General features: G+C 38.5%; 12 protein-coding genes and 3 pseudogenes. 8 read left to right on the top strand and 7 right to left on the bottom strand.

Annotation, left to right across the window (positions count from 1 at the left end):
* Window positions 1–50 precede the first annotated feature (50 nt).
* The 3 genes from A0128_RS13935 to A0128_RS13925 all read left to right on the top strand — a co-directional run bounded on the left by A0128_RS13935 (window position 51) and on the right by A0128_RS13925 (window position 3403).
* Window positions 51–818 (top strand): hypothetical protein, encoded by a 768-nt coding sequence (locus A0128_RS13935; RefSeq protein ID WP_069608068.1) that lies wholly within the window; start codon window positions 51–53, stop codon window positions 816–818.
* On the top strand, window positions 818–2221 hold the full coding sequence (locus tag A0128_RS13930) for an N-acetylmuramoyl-L-alanine amidase (protein WP_069608067.1): 1404 nt from the start codon (window positions 818–820) through the stop codon (window positions 2219–2221). The genes A0128_RS13935 and A0128_RS13930 overlap by 1 nt, the downstream gene beginning before the upstream one ends.
* Window positions 2222–2635: 414 nt before the next feature.
* Window positions 2636–3403: a hypothetical protein gene (locus tag A0128_RS13925; RefSeq protein ID WP_245667160.1), complete on the top strand. Its 768-nt coding sequence runs from the start codon at window positions 2636–2638 to the stop codon at window positions 3401–3403.
* A gap of 1067 nt (window positions 3404–4470) precedes the next feature.
* Here A0128_RS13925 and A0128_RS13920 read toward each other — a convergent pair.
* The 6 genes and pseudogenes from A0128_RS13920 to A0128_RS13895 all read right to left on the bottom strand — a co-directional run bounded on the left by A0128_RS13920 (window position 4471) and on the right by A0128_RS13895 (window position 11472).
* A complete protein-coding gene (locus A0128_RS13920; protein WP_069608066.1) occupies window positions 4471–5382 on the bottom strand; it encodes a helicase associated domain-containing protein in 912 nt (303 codons plus the stop codon).
* Window positions 5383–5768: 386 nt separating this feature from the next.
* A pseudogene (locus A0128_RS21850) lies at window positions 5769–6563 on the bottom strand (tyrosine-type recombinase/integrase).
* Between the two features lie 565 nt (window positions 6564–7128).
* Window positions 7129–7716: a tetratricopeptide repeat protein gene (locus A0128_RS13910; protein WP_069608064.1), complete on the bottom strand. Its 588-nt coding sequence runs from the start codon at window positions 7714–7716 to the stop codon at window positions 7129–7131.
* Between the two features lie 2 nt (window positions 7717–7718).
* Complete coding sequence (locus tag A0128_RS13905) at window positions 7719–9080, bottom strand: Kelch repeat-containing protein (protein ID WP_069608063.1); 1362 nt, start codon at window positions 9078–9080, stop codon at window positions 7719–7721.
* 38 nt (window positions 9081–9118) lie between these two features.
* Window positions 9119–10522, bottom strand: coding sequence for an SBBP repeat-containing protein (locus tag A0128_RS13900; RefSeq protein ID WP_069609304.1), 1404 nt, complete (start codon window positions 10520–10522; stop codon window positions 9119–9121).
* Between the two features lie 38 nt (window positions 10523–10560).
* Window positions 10561–11472, bottom strand: a complete 912-nt coding sequence (locus tag A0128_RS13895; RefSeq protein ID WP_083244133.1) for an LA_3334 family protein — start codon at window positions 11470–11472, stop codon at window positions 10561–10563.
* A 298-nt stretch (window positions 11473–11770) separates the two neighbouring features.
* Here A0128_RS13895 and A0128_RS13890 point away from each other — a divergent pair, with 298 nt between their 5' ends.
* Entirely contained in the window at window positions 11771–18604 is a 6834-nt protein-coding gene (locus A0128_RS13890) for an RHS repeat-associated core domain-containing protein (protein WP_083244132.1), read from the top strand.
* Between the two features lie 484 nt (window positions 18605–19088).
* Here the strand turns inward: A0128_RS13890 and A0128_RS13880 are convergent.
* Window positions 19089–20026: pseudogene (locus A0128_RS13880) on the bottom strand (integrase core domain-containing protein).
* A gap of 543 nt (window positions 20027–20569) precedes the next feature.
* Between A0128_RS13880 and A0128_RS13875 the strand changes: the two are divergent.
* The 4 genes and pseudogenes from A0128_RS13875 to A0128_RS13860 all read left to right on the top strand — a co-directional run.
* Window positions 20570–20868: pseudogene (locus tag A0128_RS13875) on the top strand (polymorphic toxin-type HINT domain-containing protein); the annotation flags it as partial.
* Between the two features lie 57 nt (window positions 20869–20925).
* Window positions 20926–23103: a copper-transporting P-type ATPase gene (locus A0128_RS13870; RefSeq protein WP_069608060.1), complete on the top strand. Its 2178-nt coding sequence runs from the start codon at window positions 20926–20928 to the stop codon at window positions 23101–23103.
* 768 nt (window positions 23104–23871) lie between these two features.
* On the top strand, window positions 23872–25014 hold the full coding sequence (locus A0128_RS13865; RefSeq protein WP_218918949.1) for an alkane 1-monooxygenase: 1143 nt from the start codon (window positions 23872–23874) through the stop codon (window positions 25012–25014).
* A 138-nt stretch (window positions 25015–25152) separates the two neighbouring features.
* Window positions 25153–26205, top strand: coding sequence for a methyltransferase domain-containing protein (locus A0128_RS13860; RefSeq protein WP_069608058.1), 1053 nt, complete (start codon window positions 25153–25155; stop codon window positions 26203–26205).
* The last annotated feature ends 38 nt before the right edge of the window (window positions 26206–26243 follow it).

The following is a 26243-nucleotide window of genomic DNA, read 5'->3' as shown; positions in this document are numbered from 1 at the left end:
ACTAGTTGCGTTTTAAAACGCTGTGCTATACTTCCGCGTAGGAGATTCGCATGTCATTAAAAAGTTTCCATCTTTCAATCGTCCTATTCTTATTTGTTACGGTTTCCCTTTCGGCTCAGTCCGGATCGACCAAGGAAGACGAAAAAGGAAGCGAGCTCGCAAGCGCTGCCAATGATCCGAAATACCAAGGCGATTATCTGGAAGAATTTCATTACGCGAGAACTTTGGATTCCGTAAAAGAAAGAGTCAAAAACGATATCCACGCCCTTTCCACGGTGACAAAAAATTTCGGATCCAGCGTACAGGGTTCCAATGAAGAATTAAACTCCATCTGGAAACAATACAACGACGCTCTGCATTATTATTACAGAAGACAATACGTAGTCGCCGGAAGAAAGATGCGCGAGACGAGCGAGAGTGTGGACAAACTCTACAATAAGTTTTCGGATCAGTACAACAAAAGAACGGATCAACTTCTCGGTGAGTGCGCGGATACGATCGTAAGCGTCGAACAAACTCAAAATGGAATGACTCCTTCCGCTTCCGCGAGAAGCCGTGAGATTTCGACTAACCACCACAAACTCCAGATCGCTTATTATCAGATGATCCAAGCTGATAGAATGCGGAAAGATTCCCGATATAAGGATTCTCTCATCCATTTCCGTTTAGCAAAAGAATACGGAATTTCCATTTTGAGTAAACTCAAAGCCGAAGAAGAGAGTAAGAATGTCCGAGAGAAATATAAAATAGACCTGAGCGATAACAGAAATATGGTGTTCTCAGATAGCTCAGACAATAAGGATCCGCAGAAAAAATAGTGAGGCGACTGAAAAACTTTTCCTTCTTTTTTAATCTTATTCTTTTATCGATTCTTCTTCCAGGCGCGGCCGCAGAGGCCGGGCCCGGAAAAAAGGAAGAACCCGATTCTACCATCCAAACACCCGTTAAAACTTTCAAGGTTGTGATCGATCCCGGACACGGGGGAGTCGATCTCAAACCGAAAGAAGACCACGGGGACAAATACGATCCTATCTCGGATAAATATCTTGAACTTTATAAGGCCGGCGCTTCTTCCAAAGGAAGAAAGGAAAGGGCGGTTGTATTAGAACTTGCTAAAGAACTCAAAGAGATCCTGGATCTTACGAGAACGGAAGACGGATTTGAAACTTTCAAATCGTATATGAAGTCGTTTACGAACGAAGATCTTCCCTGGATCAAGATCGATTCGGTGATGACAAGAAACGGAAACGCGGAAGAGAAAGAATACTCCGCAAACGAGGATCCGAACGCTCCCTATCGTCTTTTTGATTATCCCGATAAAAAAACGAAGAAGATCAAACAAGGAAGAATTTCGTTTATCAATCAGGAAAAACCGAACTTGGTTGTTTCTCTTCATCTCAATCCGAGTTATAAGGAACATCCCGGTGGAATGGCCGCGGTCCTTTCCCCTTCTTATAGAACCTTCTATGTCTTAAAAGGAATTTCGGAAGGAAGATATGCTGAAGAAAAGTTTACCGATTCTCCTTGGAATCACTGGATGATTTTTAAGGAAGGCTGGTCTCATTTAGAGAATGCGGTCGCAGACGCTTGGATTTATTTCCATGGCTACTGGCCCAATCGAACCGGTAAAAAAACGGATCTTTCTGCGTTCGAAGGTTATCGCCAAAACATGGTTAGTTGGAGATACAAGGATCTTCCCGGTTGGGAAGAATTGGCGAAGGTCGGAGGTAAGGGACCGTATTCTAAAACTCATAAGAGTTTTTCCGCAGAGGGAAAGTTTTGGGAAAGAGAAAAAGCAGAACCCGAACTCTGGAGAAGGGAAGACGGAAGAGAAGGTTTTGGCGGAGACAATCACTACGCTTCCGCCGAGCTGATGCGCTTTGTTCAATACGGACTTCGAAAGAGAAATTCAGACGAGGATTCTCCCGAACCGGGGCCGATCAACAAACCTTATCTTTCCACTTATGCCTTGCCTACCTTTATCAATGCAATCTCGGCTTATTTAGAAATCGGTTATATAGATAAGGAAAAGGATATGACCTTGATGACCAAGAGAAGAAAGGACGTCGCGATTTCTCTCGCCGCCGGGATCTACTCCTTAGTTCATGGGATCAAGATCAAACATCAGGATTATCCCTATATTCCCATCGGTAAAAAAATAAACTGGTCTCGTTATGAAAAATGGAAGGAAGGAAACTACTTTCAAATTGTAGGTGAGTAGGAATCCTTTTCAACCATTCCACACCCTGCAAAAAGCGGAACCCATCCCTTCCTCCGGAATGTCTTGGGTCCCACCTTCTTGCCCACTGTTCCCTGTAAAAAAGGATTCCTACTCACCCACAATCCGAACACATGCAAGCCTAATGATCCTTCGCACCAACAACCTAAACTCACTGCTAAAGATCGTTTTAACTCTCGCTTCCCTCATCTCAATCTTGACTATTACGCTAACTTAACTAAAAACCTAATCACTCACTGTTATCCTAAGACATGCCCAATCTGTAAAATTCCTTTAACGAAAGGAATCTCGACTAGAGAGAATGTTCTTCGTTGTTCTCAGTGCAATGGTCAAGTTTCATTAACTAAAGATACTCCCTTAGAACATCTAAAATTGCCTCTGTGGGTGTTCTCTTACTTGCTCATTGAATCGATTGAGCTATTTCCCTTAGGTCTATCTGCTTCTGCGATTTGTAGAAAGTTATCTGTATCCAAGAACACTGGAACGTTATTAAAAAGGCGCTTACAGATTTTCTTAAGTGATTTGATTCCTTCTATTAAAAGAGAGATGGTAAAGGATCTAAAGAAGGCTTGGAAGGGTAAGAATCTGCCAGAATCAGGCGATTTGAAGCCTTTTATTAAGGGTAAGCCAGTTGTTCAGACTGATACGTTAGCATTGTTCTCTGCTTCTCAAAGAGCGAACGGATATCGAAAGAGATTTAAACACAAAGGTCAAACCGCTTCTATCTATTTAACCGATGCAGTAGCGGAAGAACGTGGAAAGTATCAGATTGGGACTTTAGTTCACACACTCGCTATTAAAGGTGGACCAGTAATCCTCTCCTCTGTTCCGGATCAAAAGCAGAGAACACTTCAACCACTGTTTGATTTTCTTCCAGAGGATGTACCTTTGTTTGCTGATGAAGGTTTTCCTTGGATGGAAAGATACAACGTTAACTTTCGACAAGTGAATCATTCTCTTCGCGCTGTTGATACAAAGAGAAATATCTGGGGAAGGAATCGTTGGTCGAAGGATGGGATTCATTCACAGTGTGCTGAAGGAACACAGAGGAGTATTAAGTATTCTTTCTTAGCTTCTTACAGGCTGGAATTTAGAATTACACCTTTTGTAGATAGAGATAACAATCCTATAGAAGGAGATCTTGACTCACCCAAATTACAGTGAAGTAGGACTGGTATGTTTTGAGAAAGAGCTTCTTCTATGAATTTCAGAGCAGTATCGATGATTTCTTTCGAGATGTAGGATGGATCTGCTGCATCGACTAAATTTAGGAAAAGCCGTTTTTCTCTTCTCGCTAATAGATATTCGGGATGACCTTTCGGTGCTCCTTTGCTGGAATACCCAAGCAGATTTCTGTGAAAAGGTTCTTTGCAGGCATGAATTACGAACCAATTTTGCCGATTTACTATGTCTGTTTCGTAATCAGATTGGTTTCCAATGTAAAAATTTAAAGTTACTTCAATCATCTATAAATTTGTTATTATAATACTTTTGAACATAAATAAAGAATATATTAGAAAAAATAGTGCTTTAATTTTTACGGCAAGTAAAAAATTTATAGTTTCCTTAAAGTTACGCACGAAACGGAATTTGAGAGAAGCTTTCCTTATCTGATCAAGCCAAGGACTTTAAAGTTTTTAACTCTTCTACCTTCTCCAGGTCAACGTTTATTTAGTTCCCGATTTAATGGAGGCTACGTGCCTGAGTCGAGCAAGGGCTGATTTGAGAACCGACTTCGCATTAGGATAAAATTTTATGAACATTGTGCGGCCCTGCTCTCTTTGTCGAGTTCTCTTTTCTGTATTTGCTCATTAGAAGTTCAATTTATTAAGAGGATTCTGCTTTAATTCAAATTTGCGATTGATTAAGCTCGGCATTTCTATTAGGTTTGTTTACATATCTCCCGTTAGGTAAATAAATATAGATTGAAATTATTAATCACCCCTTTCGATAATTATTTCGAACCGATTCATGTACATTTAGCTCGCTCCTTAGCGACTTCACTCAGATCTTAAGTTGGGTCCCAGATACTCGGTTCATTTTTAATTGCGCTTTTTCTTCTTCGCTGAACTTAGGTGATTACGTGGACCGTGTCATTGATACTAATACTATTCGTAACATTACTCCTATTGTTTACGGTTTTAAGTGAAGTAACTACTTCCTCGTTTTGGAAATTATCTACTAAAATTTTTAATTCAATTCCAAATTCGCTTAATCTTATACGTAGTTACTTAGCTTTCGAATTTTTTCATATTCCAGATGAAACCAATGGAATCTAACTTTTCCTTGCGATCTTCGGGATATTTAGTGTGAACTTCTTTAGTCGAGGCTTTATAAAAATATCTTTGATTGCTACACCACCTTCCTAACTCGCCATCACTTCTTGCAGGCCAACGTTTCTGAAGTTTATGAAAATTAAATATCTCTTGAAATGATTCGTACCAAGTTTTCTTGATCAAGAACTTTGATTTATTATATAGTTCATTTAATTTTGTTTTTTGGGCTACGGTTAGATTCCCTTTTTTCTTACTTTGATTTAATAGCCAAAGTCCGAGTATTGCTATTTTCGGATCGCTATCGCTTTGTAATGGTAGCGAGTTATTTGTTTCATAATATTTTTTGATCAAAGAGTAAATACTCTCCCAGGGTTGATTCAGAAATTTATTTATTTCCAAATCAACAATAAATTGTTGAATATTTATTATTTTTAGTAATTCGCGCTTGGAAGAATCCAAAGAATTATTAATAAACTTATTCGACTGAGTCTTTAACCATATGAATGAGTTGAGATTACTCTTTCGAGTTGGAAAAGTATTCTTCTTTTTAATCCAGTTTTTGATCTTTAGATAAGAGTTTTTCCAATGGTATTCGAATGGTTCAAAAGGAAAATTTATTCCTTTTAGTTTTGCCAATCTATATTCAGTTAACCGTTTATTTCTATAATCTGAACGAACTTTTAAAAGCCAAACGGCTAAGTGATGGGCTGTTAAATCCTTATTCCGTTGACTTGGATACTTATTGGTGTGTTTTGAAAGATATTTAATTAGTGAATCGAACGTAATGTCCCAATTTTGTGCCCTTGCAGATGAGATAAAACGCTTTTCATTGGTAAGATTTATTTCCGAAATTCTTTGTTTTTTCATTTTTGATATTTGATTATATCCTTTCTTCAAAAGATCGCATTTATAGCGTTAAGCGTCGATTATTAAAATGTTGAAATTCTTTGGGAAGGGCATTTTGTAGATGTTCGATTTTAAATTATTTAAAAAGAAATTTGCAGATGTATTCTCTAAGAACGTATAAAAATCAAAATTTTCAGCTCATATTTTCTTCGGTGAGCTTTGACGGAAAGTCTCTTTGCAAAAAAAATAGAGCATTCGGACGAAAATCTACAGGTCTCGGTAGAATTCGAAGATATGGAAGAGTTGTTAATTTTATCTGGATGAAATTAAAAGGAGACCGACTTGTAATCTATGTGCAATTGCTTTAAATTCGGAAATAATAGAATTGGATTTAACGCGAAAAAGGTCTAAGGTATTTGTAACGATAGTCCATGCTGCGTATCCGTTTCAAAAACGCTCATTTTTGCGGAATTAATCTTTTCCATCGGACTTGGTATTTGTAGTAAATACTGTGGGCTTGCATGAAGATAAATTAGTGTGCTATTTAACGCGGTGTGACCTAATGATTTCTGAATGTAAAATATACTATAGCCATCTTCTAATAGGTGAGTTGCGAACGAATGCCTTAAGCTATGGACGCTGGCTTTCTTGAGAATTCCGGAGACCTTGCTGATTTCTTTAAATTTTATTTGAATTCATCTAACGTTAATATGGAAATTTTTACCCTTAGTAAACGAGAAAAAGAGATAAGATGTAGGGTGGTAACTTTAAATATATTGATTTAGCAAATATGCGGCTTGGTGGAGAGTATTGCGTATCGTTGCTTACTTCCTTTTCCTTCAACGATGAAAATAGACTTTTGTTCAAAATCTATGTAACTTACCTTTAATTGTTCTAATTCTCCAATCCTAATACCTGATGAATATAACTGTGTGAAGATTGTTTTTTCTTTGGAGTCGGAATTAATCGCATAGTAGATTTTTTCTTGGCAAGTGTATAAAACAATGATAACGCGCTGTAGTTGACAAGAGCTGTCGAATCGCTTAATTCCTGTTTTCGGAGGTGTAAGAAAAAATTATAGATATCAATTGGCTTTAACGTTAAAGGGGATTTCCGATGGAATTCGGTAGGCCTCGCAACGACTCGATGTATGATTTGATTGTCTTCTTGGAGTAACCGCACGCGTACATGTCCGAAATCATTTTTTCTCGTAGTTTTCTCATACGGTTAAAGGATTTGGAATTCGAAATGGTACAACTTAAATTTTAGAAATTTATTCGGTAGTTTATCTGTAAAACTAATGGAGAGACTTTAAAGAAAAGTGAAGTGAGCAGATAGTTAACGATACGGAGCAATATTACTTCTGTATCTATTAGGTCGCACTGTCTCGTAATGGATTAAGCATCCGTCCGATCCTTTGAGATTGTTGACACATGAATCTCGGCAGTTTCCTCTTCTTTGGTCCCGAGGATTCATGTCTGGATATTCTATATCACATGATTTTAAGCAACTATCGAGTTTTAGATTACATGCCTTGATTGTTTCAAGCTCTTCGCGAGGCATAGGGTGAGAAGGAGCCTCGGTATTTCTCACTGCATAAGTTTGCGATTGATTGGAAATTGAGTTGCAAGATAGCGCAATGACGTAAAGCGAAATACTAAAAAATGCACGAAATACCAAGATAGTATCCTCGAATGATTTCCGAATTGTCCAGAGAATGAATTGATGGTGCGATTTGACTCAAGATCTAAATTATATAAGGTCCTTCTAACGACGAAATCCTAACCTCAATAAAATAAAACACTGAAGTAAGATCGAAACCGATATCAGAGATAGCGTCAGATAAAATGAATTTGATTTCTCTTGTAGAATATGAATCTCATCACGAATTTGTTTTAAAGACTCGTTCATTTCTTTGAAAGGAACTATCACTTCTCCATTCTCACCGACCTGAGAACCAAACGCTGTAAATCGAGTTTTTAGAATTGGTGTAGAGTTTGTATGATCAACGAGTCTCTTATCTTTCAATTCAATATATCTGGCACGGACCGAAGGGTTGTTCGGCCAGTTGGCAAAAGCTTTTTCATAATAAACAAAGGCTGTCTTAAACTTTCGGTCTTTGTATTTTTGATCTGCTATTCGAATCCAGACTTCAGTTTGATAGAGTTGAATTGTAGCGTCATTTGGATCGAGTCGGATCCATTCATCCAGCAAAGATTGCGCTTCCGTAGCTCGATTCGAATCAATTAAGTCTTTGATTTGTTGATAAGAAGAATTTTCGCCTATACTTTGTGGAAAGATAGAAGCAGAGAAGAATATGAGTGAAAGTAAGATTAAACTTAAAATATTCTTCATCTTTATCTACTCAAAATTACAGCTTTGTGGCCGTATCGAGCTACGGGTAGCGTGATCGTCTCTGTTCTCCAGGGAGTGGTTGTAGGGTTTCCTAAGTCCATGGAGTAGACTTTATCCTGCGGAACATTTGTGAGATTGGCCCCACCGAACAGAAACGCTCTCCTGAGTTCGTAGGAGACTTCCATTGCTGGATAATAAAGAGCAGTTGGTAAAATTCCTCCTGCTGTATAGTTGGAAGTAGTCGCTAAACTGTAATCAAATGTATTGGAAGATGTAACCGAAGTAGGGGGTTGGAACACGTCGGCGGTCGTTGATCCTCCAGCGATTAAGATGGCGGCTGGGTCAGCAGGGTAGGTATCTTTTGGATTCGGACGATAACAAGCCATTGCGGCTCCATACTTTGCCTGGCTAATAGTTGCTTCAACAAGGGATGTGGTTGTATTCCCACTCGGAATATAAGCATCTGATGTGTTAAATGGAAGACCGTCAGTGTTTCGCCTTCCGCCCGAATAAAATAAGGTATCCTGAATCGCGCAACCTGGCATATCCACTCTTTGAAAAATTGCGCTGTTAGAAACATATTTCAGCCACGTTCCATTTGTTCCTAAAGAAGGGGTGAACTTGTAAACCGTGTTTGCAAGGGTTCCGGTCGTCATGTCTGCTGAAGTTGTTCCGGAGATAATATAAATATCGTTTCCAGATGAGAATGCGATTCCTCCTTGATGAGTGTCGGGCATCGAAACCATTGTTTTCCATACGTTATTGAATGGATCGTATTCGTTTACGGTATTAACCGCCGTGAAGGTTACTCCTGATTTTACCAAGCCCCCCATAACATAGATCTTATTCTGATGAGAAACAATATTGGAGTAGGCTCTTGGAGTTGGGATGTTCGTAATTGCTGCTAACCATTGGTTCGTTACAGGGTCATACAAATCTACTTGTGCGATCGGAGAAATTCCAGCTCCGAGACCTCCTAAGATCCAAATACCTCGTGTTTTCTGTGGTTGATCACTTACAAGAGTTTGGAAGGTTAGCATCAAAGGATTGGGAGGGGATTGTAAGTCACCACAAAAGGCTGAGTAAAAGTAATTGGTTTGAGTTTCAAGGTTATTGATTACGACAATATGATCTTTCGAATTTGTAATGCTCGGCATTACTCCTTCGATACTTGCTTTCCCATATGCAATTGCAGCAGTTGACTCTGCTTTACATTTAAAGATAAACGTAGCGTTTGTGGCGCCTGGAATCACAACAGGGAAACCGTCGAGCTTATGGGTATCAAGATTTGAACCGTCAATAAGGGGAGATTGTCCGCACTTCATTAAGGACAAGGATAGTAAAAGAATAAGTATATATTTCATTCGAGAGTTGTTCCGAAGGCTGAGGGTATAAGAATGCATTAGTATTTTATTACGAACAGATTTGATCCACTACCTGCAAGAGATTCCCCATTTAAAGGTCCATTGGTGTAACCCGTTAAGTAAGGATGTCCTTGAGGATCGGTTGCGATTGAATAAGCTTCGGAAATATATCCTTTTTGCCCGGTAATCGAGGTCCAAATTTTGTTCCCACGAAAATCGTATTTAGTGAGGAATACATTTCTTTTATCACTTGTTGGATCAGAATGGGCTTGGTTATCTAAATTGCCATTTGTAAAACCAGTAACATACAGTTCTTGATCTTTTCCAACTTTGACTCCCATACCTGTAGAGGTCTTGTTCGAAACCGCAAAGGCATTACCAGTAAAGCCTACTTGGCGAGTCCAAACTCGATTTCCACTACTATCAAATTTTATAATGAGCAAATCCAATACACCACCGGATTTTATTTGATCGTCAATACTTCCGTTTGTGGATCCAGCAAGATAAATATTTCCAGAAGAATCCGTTGTAATTCCATTAGAGCGCGTATCCTTTCCAGCTACTCCTGTTAGTTTCGTCCAAACTTTATTCCCATTTGAATCAAATTGAATTAAAAAGGCATCATTTGTTCCATTAACAACAACTCCATCCATAGTGGTCAGAGTTAAACCAGTTAAATAGATTCTTTCGTTTGAATCACAAGCTATTCCAGTAGGCTTAGGACCAGCAAATAACTTTGTCCATTGCTTTGTTCCAGAAGAATTATACTTTACGATGAAATATCCAGCTCCGCCACCTGAAAAAGTTTGTCCATCCAGGCCGCTTATTGATGTACCCGTTACGTAGACATTTCCAAGAGTATCAGTCGTTACTGAGGAAGCGCTAGTATAGCCAGTGACGCCTAACAATCGGGTCCATTGTTTATTCCCATTGGAATCAAACTTAACAACGAAAAAATTACGATCTGCGAAATCAGGAGTTCCAAAGAACGCTTCTCCATCTAAAGCTCCATTTGTTTCTCCGACTGTATATACATTTCCCAAAGCATCAGATGTGATTCCGTAAGCTATTGTTTGGTCTCCAGCAACGCCCATTAATTTAGTCCATTGCTTCGAACCTGAAGAGTTGTATTTCGTAACAAAAAGATCATAAAAGCCTGTGATAATTTGGCCATCCACATTCCCACCTGCTTGCCCCGTTACATAGACATTGCTATTCGGATCGGAAGTAATCGATTTAACTTGAACCCCTCCTGAAGTGGCTCCTAATATTCGAGTCCATTCCGGCTTTGGTCCTGGAAGACTGAAACCAGATAATAATTGTAATATAGAAAGTAGCTCAAGATCACTCGGTCCCTTTTTTTCATTTTTACAATTGGAAAATGTACCAATCGTAATCAGAATTAATAATAGCTTACTGATTATCGATTTGATTTTGTTCATATCAATTTCCTTAAACATGAATTTAAAGTAAGGTAGAATCATAAGATCAATAAAGCTCCGAATTCTATACCAGCATTGCAGACTTGACCATTGGATTCAAAAATGCAAGTTGAACGAATTCCGGTTCGAAACACAACCGACCTGATTTGAAGACCTTGCCATCCGATTTCAAAATAAACTGCCGGATTCGTTCCCGAAAGTTTCTGGCTGTTACCGGAATATTGTACGGTCGATGATCCGATTCCAATATTAGAATAAAAATCCCAGATTAAACTTTCACCAATGCGATAAGAGCGGTTGAAGTAAAAGAATTGATTTAGAAAAGAGTAATTTGATGCGTTTGAATTAGATACTTGGTATTCCAATCGAATGCCTGGTCTGAACTTAAATAGTTCAAAGAAAGCAGGTTCCAAATAAAACGCTCCACCGAATGTAGCTGGATTGGAAGCTCCTAGCGGAGAACCATTCGCTAATGCTTGAATGGAAAATCCGATTTTGTGATTCCAGTTTTTATCACCTGTGTTTAAATACTTAGGATTTAAAACAGGATTTAAAGCCTCGGGTGCATCTGAAGATCGAATCTTGTTCTTATCTATATGAATAAAGCCCAAATCAGTTTTGATCATCAATTCCTTATCTGTATCCTCTGCAACAATTCCTTTGATTGTGCTTCCGTCTTTTAATTGGAAAGAGGTGTAGTGATAAGATGTATCTGATCCAGTTTTTGTCGGATCAATTGAAGAAAGATCCTTCCTCGGAATTTCGTAACTCTTTTCCTTCCAAAGGAATTTTACTCGAATATCGGATTCTTCCTGGAGTTTACCAATGAACGCTGATCCATCTTTCAGGACAATTTCGGCGGAATCAATAGTTGAGGTGCCAAACCACGAGGAAAATAGAAGCAGAGCAAATAACGTGTATTTACGAGAGGAAAACTGGTAGTTGAACATAATTTAAGGAACTTTATTATATGAGACAATTTAACTTATAAATTTCAGCATTTCGCATTTTTAAGGAATAATATATTATCATTAATGCGAAAAGGATTTCTATAAGTCAAAAATTCACCTAATGGCTTATAGTCAAGTGAATCTAAACTACAGGCAACTGAATTATGAATAAAGTAATTCAATAGGGAAAAAATGAGAATATATTTGATAAAAGTATGTCGAAAAAGCATTGACTCGGGTTGCTTAAAAAAGACTCAATATGATACATTCAGACTCTTTTTAGGAAACCAGCTACAAAATGAAATTTGACTCATCAATTTTAACCCGCGCAAGTATTCTTAAAGTTGTTCTCGCTCTCTTAATTGTTTTTTCAAGTATAGCCGCTTTTCCATTTTTACAGATGTTCTCTCTTTCCGGTCCCAGCTCAGAAACAGGAATCCCTCAACCCCTCCCAGAGATTGTCGTTGATTCTTTTGGAGCATTGAATGCTTCCATTCCGATTCAGGTTCCAAAAGGAACCAAAGACATAACTCCGGCTATTGAATTGCAATATAACTCATTACAAAACGACGGATTAGTAGGCGGCGGTTGGGATCTATCAGGTTTCTTAACGATTTCAATCGATCCGTCGAAAGGGATCCACAATGATGGAAATGATGCTTACGTTAGCTTTGCTGGCAAATTAATTCAAACCTCGACAAACGTTTATCATACTAAGATTGAATCGTTTTTCCAATTTAAGAAATTATCCGATTCCTGGGTAGCACAGGATCGAAATGGTACAAGTTATTATTTTGGGGAGGATGTTTCTACCGAAAACCCTAATTCAAATGCAACAATTCGAAATCTAAGCGGGAATTCCAGAATATGGGCACTTAATCGTGTGAGAGATTTGCATGGAAATGGTTACAATATAAAGTATCAACCTTATAGTTCTTCTAACGGAACGCCAATACCAGATAGGATTGAATACAACCAAGGCAATACAATCATCCAATTTGATAATGAAGATCGTACGGATGCGGTAGAATCAAATTTCTTAAATATTCAAGCTAATTTAACAAAGAGAATTCGATCTATCTCAGTTACGCAAAAACAAGACAACGGAGCCGTTGTTGAAGCGGAGAAATATACGCTTACCTATGACAATAATTTATTTGATAAAAAGAATCGGCTTGCTGGGTTAGATCGTAAAAACTACGGCCCCATTTCTTTCAAGTATAACAATGACTCTCCGACGGTAGGATCCACTTCTAAGTCTTCTCCTTCCGCGATCGACATGAGTTATCGTTTCGAAAATTCATCTATCAAGTCAGATTGTGATTTCGCGGCCTTAGTATGTGCTTGTTCTGCGGATGCAACTTGTATGGCAATTTCTGGTGGATTTGCTGGCTTGGCTTGCTGGGGTTATATGGATTCCATTGGTGATATGTGCGTCAATGGAATCGTAGGTTCTCAAACCTTCCTCGCGACTTTTAATCCAAAGAAAGCCCCAGAGCCTGTATGGATTTCAGGCAATAAACAGAGTAACCAACTTGTTCGATATGATAGCTCTAATCCCGGTGCGACATTGCCGATCGGTGGAAAGACGTTTACTTTCAATGAAAAGTCGAAAGTTTTTCAGGGGGACATTGATGGGGATCTTATCTCAGACTTTGTTTCTTTAGAGAATGATAATGTAGAATTAAATGTAAGTTTAAGTTTAACTGGTGCAAACTTTAATCCTATTAGTATTCCGGCAATTCTAAAGTCCAATCCAAATTCCTATCAAGGGTTGGTGGATTTAAATGCGGATGGGAAAAGCGATTTTATTCAAACTGATACTTCTAATAATTTCCTAATCTATTTGGCAACGGGCGGAAATTTAAATACAAATCCCATAACACTTAATATTCCGGGAATCGGGACTTCCTTTCGGCAATTTGTCGATATGGACAGCGACGGGATAGCTGATTACGTTAGAATGACAGATAATCCAGATGGAAGTAAAAATTTAAGTATTTCTTTCTTGCGATATAGCGGTGGAAACTTTTCCATTAGAACAACTACATCCAGTTATATCGGCGTACCGGGTACGGAAGGGGACCGTTTTCTTGCTGATTCAAATGGAGATGGTTATCTAGATCTGATTACATTTTCTGCTGATAATAATCTCTATGTCTATCTATCCGATGGACATGTTGTTAGATCACCGTTACCTTTTCCAGTTAGTTACACGATTCCTTATTACGAAGTCTCCAGCAGTATTTCAAATAGTAAACGCTATTCCATGCGAGATATGAATTGGGACGGGGCGGCAGATCGTATATCCTTGGTCAATAACGGGTTCCAAATTGACTTATATAACCCATCTACTTCGTCTTTTGATACAACTTTCGAAGTATCCAATGATGGAACTCAGGTTAAGCAGTTCGATGTAAACTGGGATGGTACGTTAGATTCAGTTTCTTTCTATACATTCTTTTTTAATGGAACTGGTTTTCACGTAAAGAATGGTGCAGATGATAGTAATACCGACGTTGTCTTCGATTATAACGAAACTGTTCCTGTCCCGCCAAATTCGGCGTTGATGGCCTCTGATAGTGCGAAAGTTTATAGCAACTTTGTTAATACTAAAACGTTTGCAGATGTTGATGGAGACGGTAAGGCAGACTTCATCCGTTTTCAAAATGGAACTATTTACGTATCTTATTCTCGTAGTAAAAATAATAGTCTCTTTTATTCGAATGGGGGAGACGTTAGTTTCCCAGCGGCTTCTTTTTCGGTCGCAATGGATACGAATCAGGATGGACGTTCAGATTTTATTGGATTTAGAGCATCTATGCGAAATTTGGTCAACGATACTCTGGTCAATAATCTTCATTCCTTTGAAAGAAACCAAACAGCTCATAGCAATGCTATGAATGTTGATTATAATGAACCTTCCTATTCCAAGAAAATTTCTCAGGGACTTCTAACTGACATTTTAAGCGTACAAGAAAAAGGAATTCAAATTAGCTACGCGAATACATATGATTCATCGAATTCAAGTGTGGTGAATGCAATTAATACGAGTTCGATAGGTGCATTCTTGAAGCCAAATTTAACTTCATATTCTGTAGCGACGAACATATATACTCAGGTCGCCGATGGTCTCGGGGAATCGGAGTCCTACGTTTTTGAAAACGGAAGAACTTATATTCAAGATCAAGACAATCGTTCAATGATGGGATTTGAAAAAATTACAATATCCGAAACCTTGACTGGAAGAAAAAATATTAGCCAGTATCAAGGCACTAACCCTAATTTCGTCGGTATTGAAACTAAACGCGATGAGTATCTTAATAATCAATTAATTTCTGCAGCGACTTTCGTTTACGGACAAGTTAGCAGTCCATTCGGGACTATAAATATTCGTAAAAATCAAGATATTTCGACCAAATATCAGAACGGAGCAGCACTATCTACTCTGCAAGCGGATTATACATATGATGCTTACGATAACCTTCTTTCTAAGGTTATACAAATCGATGGCGATTCTTCGTTAACTTTGAGGGAAGATTTTACCTATTTTGTATCTCTGTCAGATTGGGTTTTAGGAGAGGTTGCCCAGTTTCAGAAATCGCAAGGGGGAAATTTGAGTTCGCAAACCGAGTTCGTATATTCCAACCATTTAATCACCGATCGAAAAACTTTGATTAAGCCTTCGACAACGGAATATGCTGTACAATCTTTTCTTTCCTATGATAGTTTTGGAAATCCAACTTCGATTCGAGATCCGAATGGTAATATTTCTTTGTTGGAATATGATGCAATTACCCACAATTATATTACAAAAACTACAGATTCTGTCGGCTTGCAAACGACTAGAATTTATGACTATATTTTTGGAAAAGAACTCTCAGCTGTGGATGCGAATGGCAATCGATCAGAAAATCTTTATGATTATTTTGGAAGATTGATTGGAGTCAAATATTCCGGTGAATCGGACTGGTCTGAAGTTGTTGAATACATTCAAACTGGAAGCCCTGCCGGAGAAAAAGTTAAACGAACAATTCATGATTTAAAAACTGGAGATTCTTGGACACAGGAATCTCATGATGCTTTTGGTAGAACAATTAAAACAGAAAAATTAATCGCAGATGCAATTGTCTTCTCCCAAGATACTGTCTATAATTCAAATGGTTCTGTTAGGAGTAAGAATGAGCCTTACCTTGGAACTACGCCCTTTTTAACAACCGTCTATACTTACGATACAGAAAATAATATAATTAAAAGTTCCGATACTTCAGGCAAAATAACTGATATTAGTTATTCAGGATACGATACAACAACGATCGTGAGTGTAAATGGAACCCAAATAGATTCTTTTACTGAAACTAAAAATCAACTGAATCAAGTTTTGTCTAAGGCGAGGAACGGGAAAACAATAAAATATAGCTACAATCCACAAGGATTGATTGCAAAGATTACCGATCCACAAGGGTTAAATACCATTATTTCTTATGATCTACTTGGGAATAAATTAAATCAAACAAATCCCGATACTGGTACTACAACGTTCATTAACTCTCCAACGGGTACCGTGTTAGAACAAAGAAATGCTAATGGATTATTCAACACTTATCAATATGACCCTGCAGATCGTTTAATTAACATAACAGGGCATCATTCTAACGGAACGACGCAAAGTGTACAATTTACTTATGATGAAGCATCCTCAGTTAATGGGAAAGGTAAACTTACTTCTGTAATTGATTCTATCGGAAAAACTGAATTTCGATATGATTCAAGAGGTAATCAAACTAGAATAAAGAAAACTTTAAACCAAGAAGATCTAACACTTATCTTCTTGAAAGATTATGATCTTGGGAATCGAGTCACGTCAGTTACTTATCCGGATGGTTCCGTTATTCACAATCAATACACTGTTAGTGGTTATCTAACTTCAGTTACAATGGATACTGCAGACGGAAGCAGTATTGGGCACTCCGTTGTGAATTACGCGGGGCCGTTAATGGAAGGCGGAAAATTTAAAGTCTTACGAAATATTGGGAATGGGGTACAAACAAATATTTATTTTGATCCTATTTTTAGAAGACCAACTGAAGTAATTAGCGGTTTAGATTCGGATATTTATGAAAGTTTGAAATATGAATATGATTTGGCAGGTAATATTACAAAAATTGAAGATCTAAGAAATCCTGGTAGAACTCAAACTTTTCAATATGATCAATTTAATCGTATAGTTAATTCGAATGGAAAATATGGAGCCGAAGAATATCAATATTCCGACGGCGGAAATTTAATTAAAAAGGGCGCAAATATTTATTCTTACAGCGGAGCTAATTCGCACGCTGTCACGCAGATTAATTCTCCGCAAGGAAATCAACTTTATTCATATGATAACTCCGGATTAATGACGAATAGAGATGGAGATACTCTAGATTATGATCCGATGGGAAGACTTCAGAGAATTTTGACAAAAGATAGTGAGGTGATGACCTTTGATTATGATTATAAAGGTTCTCGCTTAAGAAAGAGTAAACAATCTGATTCATCAAGTGTAATTAGCATTGATGGTTTATATGAAATCAGCTTTCGACCAGGCTTTACGCCTCTCCATACAATTTATATTAAGGGTCTTGAAGATGAAGTAGTTGCACAAATCGGTCTTCAAAATGTAAGTCTATTGTCAGATGCTAATTTCCTACCAAAGGAAACAGAGTTTGCTACATTGGCTTTAAGTCCTAAAGATTCGATTTGTAAAGGGATATCGATTGATTGTTTGCAATATTTTAAAAATCGCTTTGTAAGTGAAGCGAATTATCCGATAGCCTTACGCTGGGTATTTGATATTAGAGATGGTAAAATTGGAAATAAATTCCGATTAGGAATCATGTCTATGTTTGGGATCTTCGTTATCTGCTTCGTTGGTTGGGTTTTATATGGAACCCCTAAGTTTAGGAATTTGAAGCCGATTGATGCGGGTGTGACCCCTATTTTAATTCTCAGCGTATTCATGAGTTTTAATTTCTTTTCTTGTGGGATTCTGCCGGGAACGGGAAGTAAAAATGGGGACCCACCTTGGATAGCGTTACCTTCGACGATTCCCGTTGACACTCCTTCTGTGTCCAATCCTAGTACAAGTGGTGGATCTAACTTAGGTGGAAGCCCGGTTCCTGGAATGATTTTCTTTCATCCAAATCATTTGGGCTCTATCACTATGGCGACTAATGGGGTAGGAAAACCTATTTCAGGTGGCTCGGCCATCGGAACCAGCTATGTTTCCTATAAGCCTTATGGAGAAATTTTAAGAACTGATTCTTATGGACCAGATGCCTTTCGATACAAATATTCAGGGCAAGAAGAAGATAAAGAAACAGGCTTACTTTTTTACAAATCTAGGTATTATGACCCTAACTTAGGAAGATTTCTACAAGCAGATTCACATTTAGATTCTGAAAGCATAGTTGGAAGCAATTTATTTATGTATGTCAATGGCAATCCAATGCAATACAATGATCCGACTGGGAATAATGCGTGGATTCATATGTTTAATCGTATTGTCGGCCATATGCTTGGTAAGAGTTTTGGAAAGAGCGGTCTCAATAAAATAGGTAATAATTTTTCTAATGGAATTTATAATTCAATGGCTAAAGCTTCGAATTGGATAGCTGCACGAGTATCTGTAAAAAGCTGGCTTAGGCCTATCATTAGAGATAAAATGGTCAAGGATAGCCAAAAGACTTTTATACGCCAAACTGCAAGGGAGATTCAGAACTTAGCAATATGGACGGTTGCAACCGGAAATTATAAGATGGGGCAAACAATATTTAACGAAATTCTTTTGCCATCAATTCAAAATGGCATTATTATGAACTGGGTAATTTTGCCTATCGCGGCTAATTTTTTAACGAATCAAGTCGGATCGCATTTGAACGAGATTGTAACGTCTTCTTCGGCAGCAGGCATTTTAACGGGTAGCGCCTGGGTTGGAGGACTCGTTTTAACATATAGAGTAACAACGCTCGCAATTCATTACTACAATATGTATCGAGATTTTGCTAAATTTCAAGAGTTGAATAAGAATGTAAATACGTTGACGTGTTTGGAAAAAAACAAAAGTAATAGTGCGATATGTTTTTTATGAAACAAATCTTCACTTACTTTTATCTGTCTCCTCTGCTGCTAATACTTTATTGTGCTGGTATTGGGGGGGATCAGATAGGTGGGAATGAAGACTTCAAAGAACGATTTGAGACTACTCTTAAAAGTAAATTACTGACTTGTAATATATTGGATTCGAGTTTAAGTAATTACAGTATTTTACTAACAAAGAATAGTTCAACTAATCCATTATCTTTTTTAGGGCCGAGTTCTTATTATACACAAAAAGATATAGATTTTTGTTTGAAATCTTTGATTTCTACTCCGTGTGGATCAAATATTCAAGAATTCCTTTTAAATCATACTTTGAATACTTTGATGTTTTGTCGTCCTGATAAAGCATGCTTATTCGATAAAAACCATTTTGGCCAAGGTATGTGGTGCATGAGGTAATAATTTTATTAATAAATTCATAGGCCAAAAACCGCCATTTGTTAAGTATGCTTGAATTTCGCGACTAACATGTGTTAAGCGTTTTTTTCAAAGTCGACCTTCGAATGTGAGTAAACATGATGCAACCCTCCAAGAACTTTTCGTTTGATAATCTTGGAGGAATTGGAAGGAAGAGTAACGACTCTTCCACAAGGAGAATCCTTGTTTAGAGCGAGATGCGGCCTCCAGAAGTTGTAGTAATTAATGTATTCTTGTGCCACGTGGTGCAGATGGTTCAAAGAGAAGATTGGAATGTGATTGAGACATTCCCTCCTTAAAGACCCAAACCACCATCCATAATTCCGTTGCACCAAGGGGATGCCAATGGAGTGCAAAGAGAATCGATACCTAAATCCTCCAGCCCATTTAAAATCTTTCTTCCAGAGAAAAGAACATCGTTGTCTCTCGGAAGAATTTCAAACTCAGGACAAAGCAGTTTCGCTTCTTCGATTTGCCTTAATGCCCAATCTCTCGTAGGATTGAAAGTCGCATAAAAATGAAGAATCTCTCTGGAGCCGAGATGAATGAAAGTGAGAGCAAACATTGTAGATCCGTAAATTGTTTGAATCCTGCAAAGATCCATTGCAACGGTGTAATCTTTGATTTGGTTGATTAAATTCAACCAGGCCTTCCAATTTTTGAAAGGTCCAAGTCCTTTTTGAATCCTTCTTAGAATTCTCTTTACGGAAGTTAAGGATATCTCAAATCCGAGTTTCAAGAGTTCAGAATGAATCCTAGAGGCACCCCAGCCGATGTTATTGAGGAACATATCTTTCACTTGATGGTAGATTTCCCAAAACTCAGATGGCCTTCCTTTCCTTTTGATTTTAAAGAAGTTTCTGTATTTGTTTCTGATTATTTTCAGAATGAAAGAAACTCTTTCCGGTGAAACTTTCCAGAGAAGATAAAGAAGAATATTTTCGAAAAGAAGAATCCAAAAAGAAAGATCGGACTGAAAAAACTTAGAATCCATACTATCTCTTTACCACGGTTCTAAGAATCGTTGTTAGATCCAGAAAATGTAGATGGCTCTTGCTTTCAGGTTATAACGTAATAGTATTGAAATTTCATATGATACTTTGGTGTTATATGGAAGATTGAAGCATACCAAGGAAAATCAAAGTAACCGCTAATTGACTTGAGAAAAAAAAATCTAAGAATTTCTATCTTTATTCATCAAAACCCCGCCTAACGGCAACTCTTTGATTCATCAAAGAGTTGGTTCAACTCGAAAAAATCGCTCTGATTTTTTTCCAAAAATTTAGAAAAATTCCCTCAACTGCACAGGCTGTGCGAAGCACCTTTCTAGACAAAACATTTTTCTCCCAACCCCGCGAGCGATCGATGCGGGGTCAAGTTATTGGCTTTAGAGAAAATGAATATTCTAAAAGTAGAACACAATAACTTGACCGGAGCTGAGAGCGCGACCCGCGAAACTCAACGCGTTTGCTCTCCACGGATCGCAACGCGGGACGCGGCCAAGGAAGCTGCTGATGCGATGGACAGCTTTATCCAAGGAGTTCAGAGCGGGGAGACAGTATCTTGTCTTGGGAAATCTCCGGAGGAATGTGCGAAGGCTGCGGTAACATCGGGAACACTTGTGGGAGATGTATCTGACGGAGCGTTTGGGGTTGCTCAGTTTGGTCAATTCTTCTCGATCTTGAAAGTGAAGAAGGAGATGGACAAGAGAAAAGCTCAGATGGACGCGGCCCGAAACCGGAAGAAAGGCGGGATGGTCGGTTGTACGACCAACTGGGAACGGTCGGAGAAGGGATTAGAGAAGCACTCAAGGGTATGGGTGAAATAATTCTGAATTAATGACTTGATTGGACATAGGAAAGGTTCTTCATTATTTGCTAATAAGGATTTAAAATGGAACAAGAACATCAGCATCACCATTCAGTAAAACCGCTTGAAAAGACTTCATCCGAATTTTCGAGAGTAAATGGGAAAGTATATACTTGCACTATGCATCCAGAGATTAAACGGAGCGAACCGGGTGACTGTCCGATCTGCGGGATGACCTTAGTTTTGCAAAAAGGGGATTCCAATGAAGAGGATGAGGCTGTAGTTCGCTCCTTAGGACGGAAATTTTATTTTTCCTTAATATTCTCGACTCCGGTGTTCTTATTGGCCATGGGAGAAATGTTCTTAACGTCTGAAATGCTTACGAGTTATAGTGGTTGGATTCAATTCATTTTAGGAACGATTGTATTCTTTGGTCCTAGCTTTTTCCTAATTAAGAAGGGTTTTAAATCTTTTAAGACTTTAAATCTGAATATGTATACTCTGATAACCTTGGGTGTTGGAGCGGCTTACGGCTATTCTTTGTTTGCGGTTTTATTCCCGAATCTTTTTCCGGAGACTGCTAAGATGCACGGAAAGATTGGTCTGTATTTTGAAGCTTCGTCGGTAATTCTAACGTTAGTGATATTAGGCGAGTATCTACAAGCACGTGCTCAACGTAGAACCGGAGATGCTATCCAAGCTTTGTTAGGTTTAGCGCCGAAAAGCGCGCATAAATTAGATGCCGAAAAGGAAATTGAAATCGCGGTCGATGAAATTAAGATCGGAGATCGATTGAGAATCAAGCCTGGAGAAAAAATTCCTATCGACGGAGTTATATTGGAAGGTGTTAGCTTTGTCGATGAGTCGATGCTGACTGGTGAACCGATTCCAGTTGAAAAACGAGTAAGAGACAAAGTATTTGGCGCTAGTACAAATCAGACAGGTAGCTTTATCATTCAAGCCGAGCGTGTAGGTGCAGAGACTGTTCTTTCACAAATTATCCGTATGGTGGAGGAGGCTCAAAGATCCAAGGCACCGATTCAAGCGTTAGCGGATAGGGTTGCCGGTTTTTTCGTTCCTGTAGTTATTTTCATTTCCGCAGTTACCTTCTGCCTTTGGTATTTTTTAGGACCAGAGCCGATCATTGCGAACAGCATTTTGAATTCTCTTTCTGTTTTAATAATTGCATGTCCATGTGCGTTGGGACTTGCTACTCCTATTTCCATTATGGTGGGAGTAGGTATTGGTGCTCGAAATGGAATTCTTATAAGAAACGCGGAAGCTTTAGAAAAGATGGGGAAAGCTACGATGCTCTTTACCGATAAAACCGGTACTCTTACCGAGGGTAAACCTAGAGTCACTGATTTGATTCCGGTATCTGAAGTCAGCGAAGAATACCTACTGCAATTGGCTTATTCATTGGAGCAGATGAGCGAACACCCAATTGCAAGGGCAATTGTTCATAAAGCGGAAGAATTAAATATAAAATCTCTTCCGAGTCAAAATTTTTCTTCTTTAACCGGTAGAGGTGTGAATGCAAAAATAGATGATCTCTTGGTATTTGTAGGTAAGAAAACGGGTTGGGAAATAAAAGACGATTCCATTCCTAAAGAATTACAATCGAAAGAAGAAGAATTTCTTTCAAATGGAAAGACCGTTATTTGGGTCGCGGATCAAAAACGGTGGATAGGAATTATTGCCATTACCGATCCCATTAAATCGACTACAAATGACGCTGTCTCTCGATTGTTATCTTTTGGGATTCGAATTTTAATGTTAACAGGGGACTCAATGTCTACCGGAAAGAAGATCGGAGATCAGATTGGTATTTCGGAAATTTATGCAGGTCTTAGCCCCCAAGATAAAAAAGAAATTGTCAGTAAATTTAAATCTTCGAATGAAGTTTTGCTCGTTGCCGGAGATGGAATTAACGATGCTCCGGCACTTACGGAGGCTGACGTTGGGATTGCTATGGGTTCCGGAACGGAAATTGCGATTCAAAGCGCCGGTGTCACTTTAGTAAAAGGAGATCTATTAGGAATTTCTAAAGCAATTTATTTAAGCCGAGCCACTATGCGTAATATAAAGCAAAACCTATTCTTCGCGTTTATATATAATTTTTTGGGCATCCCGATTGCGGCCGGTCTTTTGTACCCATTCTTTCATATTTTGTTATCCCCAATGATTGCTGGCGCTGCCATGAGTTTGAGTTCTGTTTCTGTTGTGGTTAACGCTTTGCGACTTTATAAAGAAAAAGTTTAAATATGAAGTGTTGAATCATTTCAGAATGAGGAAGCGAAAGGTTATACTTCACTTACGAATTATACGTAAATGTAGAAAACTATCTGATGCTTTAGGATGGACACCTTTAAGAATCCTTTTCTATGCGCGGTATGCCGCTCACGATCCTTAAAAAGGATTTAATGCGATTTTTTGTAATTCGGCCGGCCGGTTTCCCGAGAATCAGTCTAATATTTTAATAACAAAACCTGAAGTTTTTTTGAATACGTTTTTGCCACATGCCAAAGAACTGTAAGAGGATATAAAGAATTATACCAATATAGTCCCGATCAATCAGGTGAGCGCTCTTGAAATTTTAGTTTCGCCGGAAAAAACAAATACAAATAAGTAGACTTACTTCGGTATTTCCGTTTCACATCTTGAAACCGTCTTCTTTGTATTTATAAACCTAAGTCGGTTTCAAATAAACCGATCTAGTGTATTACTTAATGGTGATGGATTGAATTTAGATTTTTATTCAATCCATCTCGCGCCCTCCATACAAAACCTATCACTCTAACTTTCACCTTATTATAGGAAAGAAAAACGCCTATTTTCTGAATTTTTCCTATAAATGTAGATTTGTGCTTTCCTTTCCAACATCAAAATGCCTTGTTTTCTGTCGTTCATTCAGACCAATCAATCAACGATTTACTTACAGCTGATTGAAATCAGCCAATGAGTTGCGGGTATGGATTTTTGATAAAACTTGTAACCGAAACAAAGAATTCTAAGGAGATAAAAATGGAAATGTCACAGTCATCCTATGTGGATAAAAAAAGGTATGTATGGTTGCTTTCGCTTATTTTTCCTTCCGCTCCAATCTTAGGGATCTGGGCGGCTCATACAACGGGTTGGGGAATTTTCTACGCGACTGTCCTCATCATCTTCTATTTGATTCTTCCGATCTTAGATATGATTTTTCCGGAAGATCCGAACAATCCTCCTGAATCCATCGTTCCTTCGCTGGAAAAGGATCCTTATTATAGAATTCTCCCTCGCCTTACGATTCCCGTTCATTACGCTTCTCTTATAGTCTGTGCGTGGTGGGTCGCAACTCATTCTTTAAGCTGGTGGGAATTCTCTTTGCTCACACTTTCTCTCGGATTCGTAAACGGTCTTGCGATCAATACGGGACACGAGTTGGGTCATAAGAAAGGATCCTTGGATCGATGGTTAGCCAAACTCGTGTTAGCTTCGGTCGGTTACGGACATTTTTTTATCGAACATAACAAAGGACATCATCGTTTTGTCGCTACTCCGGAAGACCCGGCAACGTCGAAAATGGGCGAGAATATATATATGTTTGCTCTTCGCGAAATTCCAGGAGCCTTTTTTCGTTCTTGGAATTTGGAACGGATTCGATTGGAAAGAAGCGGAAAGAGCGTTTGGAATTGGGGGAATGAAATTCTCCAACCCTTAGCGATCACGCTTCTCGTTTATGGTGCGTTAGTCTTCGCTTTTGGTCCTATCATGCTAGTTTTTCTTCCGATCCAAGCCGCCTTCGGATGGTGGCAGCTAACTACCGCTAATTATATTGAACACTACGGTCTCCTTCGTCAAAAAACGGAGGACGGCCGTTATGAACAGTGTCAGCCTAGACATTCCTGGAATAGCAATCACCTGATTTCAAATCTCCTTCTCTTTCATCTTCAAAGACATTCGGATCATCATGCTCATCCAACGAGACATTATCAGTCCTTAAGACATTTTGAAGATTCTCCTCAGATGCCGAACGGCTACGGCGGAATGTTTGGTCTGGCATTGTTTACACCTTTGTTTCGGAGCTTAATGGATCCTCGGGTCGTTTCTTGGGCGGGAGGTGATTTGAGTAAAATTCAAATAGACGATTCTCACAAAACTGAAATTTATAAAAAATACGGGAAAAAATAAATCCAAGAATCGAAGTTTATAACTTTGATTTAAGAATTTGTATTGAGTCCTTAGAAGTTGAAGAATTTCTAATAACAATAGCCTTCCATAGACGAATCGTAAATCGGATTTTGAAAGTGTTATAAACGAGGAGCGGGTATGAATCAGATAGCAAACGTCATGGAAAGCGTAAAAGAATACTATGGGACGATCTTAAAGACGAACCAGGATTTAAAAACGAGCGCTTGCTGTACAACGGATCGAATGCCTTTTTATTTGCGCCAGATTTTGAGCGAGGTTCATGAAGAAGTCAAAGATAAATTCTACGGTTGTGGATCGCCCATTCCATACGCTCTGGAAGGAAAGACGGTTTTAGATTTAGGAAGCGGCTCCGGACGCGATTGTTTTTTACTTTCAAAACTCGTCGGACCGAACGGGAAAGTGATCGGAGTGGATATGACGGAGGAACAAATATCCATAGCTCGAAAATATTTAGATTATCATAAGGATCGATTCGGTTACAAAAAATCGAACGTGGAATTTTTTAACGGATATATCGAAGATCTAAAGAGTCTCGGCATCGCAGATTCTTCAGTCGACGTAGTTGTTTCGAATTGTGTGATCAATCTTTCTCCTCAAAAAGAAAAGGTATTTTCCGAAATTTTTAGAGTCTTAAAACCCGGCGGTGAACTTTTCTTTTCGGATATCTTTTCGAGCAGACGAATACCGATCGAAATCGCACAAGATCCGATTTTTTACGGAGAATGTTTGGGTGGAGCGATGTATATCGAAGATTTTAGAAGACTCCTGAATCGTTTAGGAAATTTAGATTTTAGAATCACTGCGAGTTCAAAGGTTGATTTGATCGAGAACGATCTCATCCAAAAGGCGGGTGGAATCGAATTTTACTCGATGACGATCAAGGTTTTTAAACTTCCATTGGAAGACAAGTGCGAAGATTACGGACAGGTCGCTTTCTATCTGGGAGGGATCGAGAATTCCGAAAATTCGTTTGTCTTAGACGATCACCATTTATTTGAAAAAGATAGGCCTTCGCTTGTTTGTGGGAACACTGCGATGATGTTAGAAGATACTCGTTACTCGCAATATTTTAAAATTATCGGAAATAGAAATCAACACTTCGGTCTATTCGATTGCGGACCTGCAAACAATCGAATAGAGATAAACGGTTCATCGGGTTCCTGCTGTTAATTTTCAAAAGAAGAAGCTCTTTGATTTTCGCTGAAAAG

Source organism: Leptospira tipperaryensis (assembly GCF_001729245.1).
In the GTDB taxonomy this organism is placed as follows: domain Bacteria; phylum Spirochaetota; class Leptospiria; order Leptospirales; family Leptospiraceae; genus Leptospira; species Leptospira tipperaryensis.
This window is presented reverse-complemented; position numbering and strand designations above follow the sequence as displayed.

Coding starts and splice junctions, on each gene's coding strand:
- A0128_RS13900 (WP_069609304.1), bottom strand. CDS start 10,522: ATGAACAAAATCAAATCGATAATCAGTAAGCTATTATTAATTCTGATT.
- A0128_RS13935 (WP_069608068.1), top strand. CDS start 51: ATGTCATTAAAAAGTTTCCATCTTTCAATCGTCCTATTCTTATTTGTT.
- A0128_RS13865 (WP_218918949.1), top strand. CDS start 23,872: ATGTCACAGTCATCCTATGTGGATAAAAAAAGGTATGTATGGTTGCTT.
- A0128_RS13870 (WP_069608060.1), top strand. CDS start 20,926: ATGGAACAAGAACATCAGCATCACCATTCAGTAAAACCGCTTGAAAAG.
- A0128_RS13910 (WP_069608064.1), bottom strand. CDS start 7,716: ATGAAGAATATTTTAAGTTTAATCTTACTTTCACTCATATTCTTCTCT.
- A0128_RS13895 (WP_083244133.1), bottom strand. CDS start 11,472: ATGTTCAACTACCAGTTTTCCTCTCGTAAATACACGTTATTTGCTCTG.
- A0128_RS13920 (WP_069608066.1), bottom strand. CDS start 5,382: ATGAAAAAACAAAGAATTTCGGAAATAAATCTTACCAATGAAAAGCGT.
- A0128_RS13905 (WP_069608063.1), bottom strand. CDS start 9,080: ATGAAATATATACTTATTCTTTTACTATCCTTGTCCTTAATGAAGTGC.
- A0128_RS13860 (WP_069608058.1), top strand. CDS start 25,153: ATGAATCAGATAGCAAACGTCATGGAAAGCGTAAAAGAATACTATGGG.
- A0128_RS13890 (WP_083244132.1), top strand. CDS start 11,771: ATGAAATTTGACTCATCAATTTTAACCCGCGCAAGTATTCTTAAAGTT.